The sequence below is a fragment of the Mycobacterium sp. TH-M11 genome, assembly GCF_057473725.1.
Genome location: NZ_JBYCLD010000119.1, coordinates 1 through 3600, shown reverse-complemented (window position 1 = coordinate 3600; position 3600 = coordinate 1). Strand labels below are relative to the sequence as shown.

The 3600-nt window shown below is 65.2% G+C and carries 4 protein-coding genes and 2 pseudogenes; 2 read left to right on the top strand and 4 right to left on the bottom strand.

Annotation, left to right across the window (positions count from 1 at the left end; genetic code table 11):
* Positions 1–197, top strand: a pseudogene (locus AC2VOG_RS05140) (FAD-binding oxidoreductase); the annotation flags it as partial.
* Positions 198–237: 40 nt separating this feature from the next.
* Complete coding sequence (locus tag AC2VOG_RS05135) at positions 238–1128, top strand: aldose 1-epimerase (RefSeq protein ID WP_486938837.1); 891 nt, start codon at positions 238–240, stop codon at positions 1126–1128.
* Positions 1129–1148: 20 nt separating this feature from the next.
* On the opposite strand, the gene AC2VOG_RS05130 is transcribed toward AC2VOG_RS05135, so the two are convergent.
* The 4 genes and pseudogenes from AC2VOG_RS05130 to dnaK all read right to left on the bottom strand — a co-directional run.
* The gene (locus AC2VOG_RS05130) at positions 1149–1520 is read right to left on the bottom strand and encodes a heat shock protein transcriptional repressor HspR (protein WP_486938836.1); all 372 of its coding nucleotides are present in this window, start codon (positions 1518–1520) and stop codon (positions 1149–1151) included.
* Positions 1520–2692: a molecular chaperone DnaJ gene (dnaJ, locus tag AC2VOG_RS05125; RefSeq protein WP_486938835.1), complete on the bottom strand. Its 1173-nt coding sequence runs from the start codon at positions 2690–2692 to the stop codon at positions 1520–1522. Before dnaJ ends, AC2VOG_RS05130 begins: the two co-directional genes overlap by 1 nt.
* Positions 2693–2732: 40 nt before the next feature.
* The gene (grpE, locus tag AC2VOG_RS05120) at positions 2733–3371 is read right to left on the bottom strand and encodes a nucleotide exchange factor GrpE (RefSeq protein WP_486938834.1); all 639 of its coding nucleotides are present in this window, start codon (positions 3369–3371) and stop codon (positions 2733–2735) included.
* A pseudogene (gene dnaK, locus AC2VOG_RS05115) lies at positions 3368–3600 on the bottom strand (molecular chaperone DnaK); the annotation flags it as partial. The gene grpE and the pseudogene dnaK, both read right to left, overlap by 4 nt.

Here is a 3600-nt window from a genome sequence, read left to right as displayed (position 1 = left end):
CCGACGTGACGCCGCCGCGCGGCCTGCATCTGCGCCAGACCGGCAGGCTGATGGACGTGGTCACCCGATACGGCAATTGGGGCGACCGCCAGATCTTGATCTCCGGCGGGCCGAAGATGGTGCGTGCCACCAAAGATGCACTGATCGCCAAAGGTGCGCCACCGGAGCGTATTGCGCATGACCCGTTGTCCCGCTAGGCAGATGGCTGCGCGGGCTGACGTGACATAGGCTCGGGCTGTGGACATCGTCACGCTGAGCGACCCGACATCGGAAGTCAAGGCCCGGTTCGTCCCGGAAGCCGGCATGATCGGAATTTCGCTGACCGACTCCGGCGTCGAACTACTCGGACAACGCCGCGGGCTGGACGCATACGTGGCCGACGGTAAAACAATGGGCATTCCGCTGTTGTACCCGTGGGCAAATCGCTTGGGCGCCAACACCTACGAGGCCGAAGGCAAGAGGATCACGCTGACCGACGGCGAATACGGGGTGCGAACCGATCCCAACGGGCTGCCGATCCACGGCGTGCTCGCCGCCTTCCCGAACTGGCGGGTGACGCACGAATCGGGTCATGAACTCACCGGCGAGGTCGACTTCACCACCGATGAGGAACTGCTGGCCAGCTTCCCGTTTCCGCACCGGCTGTCGCTGAAAATCGTGCTGTTCGGCCGAATCTTGCGGCTGCGCGTTGCCGTCACCCCGACCGGCGCATCCGCGGTGCCGCTGTGCTTCGGCTTTCATCCCTACCTTCAGCTACCCGGCGTGCCGCGCGATCAGTGGGTGATCGAGACGCCGGCGATGCGGCATCTGACGCTTAATGCCAAGGGTCTACCCACCGGTGACGCGGTTGTCCAGCCCGCCCTGCGTGAACCGTTGGGCGACAGAATTTTTGATGACGGATACGACCAGGTCGCCGACGGCTCGGTATTCGCGGTCGCCGGCAGCGACCGCCGCATCGAGGTCCATTTCGAAGAGGGTTATTCAGCGGCACAGATCTTCGCGCCCCCCGGCGAAAGCGTCGTGTGTTTCGAGCCGATGACCGCCCCTACCGATGCGTTACGGCGAGGCGGTTATCCGTCAGCCCAGCCCCGCGACTGGGGCATCGCCCAGTTCTCGATCCGGGTGTGAGAACCGATCGCACGTAGGGGTCAGCGGCGCGGTTTCCAGACCACCACGGCGGTGCTCTTGGGCACCACCGCGATTTCTCGACGCTGGTTGCGCGAAAGCATCTCGATCTCCGTCGACATCTCCTTCAAGCGGGATTGCAGGGCCTCGACCTGATTGGTCAACTCGATAATCCGTTTGATCCCAGCCAGGTTGACACCTTCGTCCTGAGACAGCCGTTGCACCTCGCGGAGCAGGTCGACGTCATGTTGCGAATAGCGGCGCCCCCCACCGGAACTGCGACTCGGGCTAACCAGTCCAAGCCGGTCGTAGGTACGCAGTGTCTGAGCATGCATTCCGGCCAGCTCAGCGGCCACCGAGATCAAAAACGTTCGGGCTTCGTCCTTCTTGGCCATCAGCGATTACCCGCCCACCCGGCCCGGGGGTCGAAGCCACTGGAACGCTCCGCGGCCGCATAGGTTTCGAGTGCTTCTTTCGCGGCGCCGTCCAGGTTCGGCGGCACGGCAACCTTCACGGTGACCAGAAGGTCACCCTGGCCGCCGGAACGCTTGGGCACCCCGCGCCCGCGGACCCGCAGGATCCGTCCGTCGGCGGTTCCCTTGGGCACCCGGACACCGACCTTACCGTCTAGCGTAGGCACGGAAAGCGTTGTACCCAGCGCTAATTCACTGAATGCGACCGGTACGGTGACGGTGAGGTCGTCACCGTCTCGGGAGAACACCTTGTCGGGGCGCACATGCACGGTGACGTAGAGGTCACCCGACGGAGCGCCACGCAGCCCGGCTTCGCCCTGGCCGGCCAGGCGGATCCGCTGCCCGTCTTCCACGCCCGGTGGGATCCGGACGTTGATGGTGCGGCTTCGGGTGGTGACACCGGTTCCCTTGCACTCGTCGCAGGGGTGCTCGATGATCGATCCACTGCCCCGGCATTCGGCACACGGCTCGGAAAACCCGAAAGCGCCTTGGTTGCGGTTGATGACGCCCGCTCCGTTACAGCTGGGGCAGACTTTCGGGCTGGTGCCCGGCCGCGCGCCACTGCCATGGCAGTTGGTGCACGGCGCCGGACTGGTCAGCCGCAGCGGCATCGCGACGCCTTTGGTGGCTTCCAGGAAGTCCAGTTCGGTTTCGGTTTCCAGGTCGTTGCCACGACGCGGCCGGCTGGGCCGCGGCGCAGCGCCACGGCCGAACAGCCCGCCGAACAGGTCGCCGATGTTGCTGCCGCCGCTGCGGCCGGCGGCGTCGAACAGGTCGTTGAGGTTGAACTCGGCGCCGTCTCCGCCGAAACCACCGGCAAAGTCGCCGGCGCCGCCGCCGTTGAAGCGCCGACCGAATCCACCACCGGCGAACAGCCGACGGGTTTCGTCGTACTCTTTGCGCTTCGAGTCGTCGGACAGCACGCTGTAGGCCTCGGAAACCGCCTTGAATCGTTCGGCCCCGTCCGGATTTTTGTCCGGATGCAGGTCAGACGCCAGTTTGCGGTACGCCGACTTGATCTCTTTGGCGCTGGCGTCAGAGGAGACGCCCAGCTCCTTGTAGAAGTCCTTCTCGACCCATTCACGTTGAGCCATGGCGCGTCACCTCCTCCGCCTTCCTCGAGTAATGCCGTCGCTATTTCTCCGACGGTTCTGATTCTGCGTTCTGTTCACCCTCGTGCGCTTCGTTATCGGGAGTGTTGGTCGGCGAGTCATCCGCGACGGTGTCGACCACCCCGACCAGCGCGTGCCGCAGCACCTGCTCGCCGAGTTTGTAGCCCTGCCGCATCACGTTGCCGATCACCGGCTTGGAGCCTTGGCCGCCGTCACCGTCGTGTTGGACGGCCTCGTGCAGCGCGGGGTCGAAGTCGTCACCCTCGGCGCCAAAAGCGGTCAACCCGACACCGGACAGCGCACCGACCAGTTTGTCGGCCACCGACTTCAGCGGGCTCGACTCCAGATCTCCGTGACTGCGCGCGCGCTCGAGATCGTCGAGCACGCCCAGCAATTGGTTCACCACGGTGGCTTTCGCCCGCTCTGCGCTTGCCTCCTGGTCGCGCAAGGCCCGCTTGCGGTAGTTGGCGAAGTCGGCCTGCACCCGTTGGAGGTCAGCGGTCAACTCGGCGACTTTCTCGTCGCTGGCAGTCTCCTGGCCGGCCGGTGCCGCCCCCGAAGGGGCGACACCCGAAGCAACGTGACGTACTTCGCCGGTCTCGGGATCGATCCGCCGCTTGTCGGTGACGGTTACCGGTTCTTCTGGATTACCTTCGCTCACTGGCCCTCCTGGTCATCCTCGACCACCTCCGCGTCGACAACATCGTCGGCACCGCCCGCACCGGAGGACTCACCGCCACCGGCGGCTTGCTCGGACTGCGTCGCCTCGTAGATGGCCTGACCGAGAGCCTGCGACTCCTGGCCCAGCTTCTCCATCGCAGTCTTGATGGCGCCGATGTCGGTGCCTTCCAGTGCCGTCTTGGCTTCTGCCACTGCGGCGTCCACCTTGT

Bases quoted from the DNA above. Each gene is read 5' to 3' on its own strand.
- dnaJ (WP_486938835.1), bottom strand. From the start codon at position 2,692: ATGGCTCAACGTGAATGGGTCGAGAAGGACTTCTACAAGGAGCTGGGC.
- AC2VOG_RS05130 (WP_486938836.1), bottom strand. From the start codon at position 1,520: ATGGCCAAGAAGGACGAAGCCCGAACGTTTTTGATCTCGGTGGCCGCT.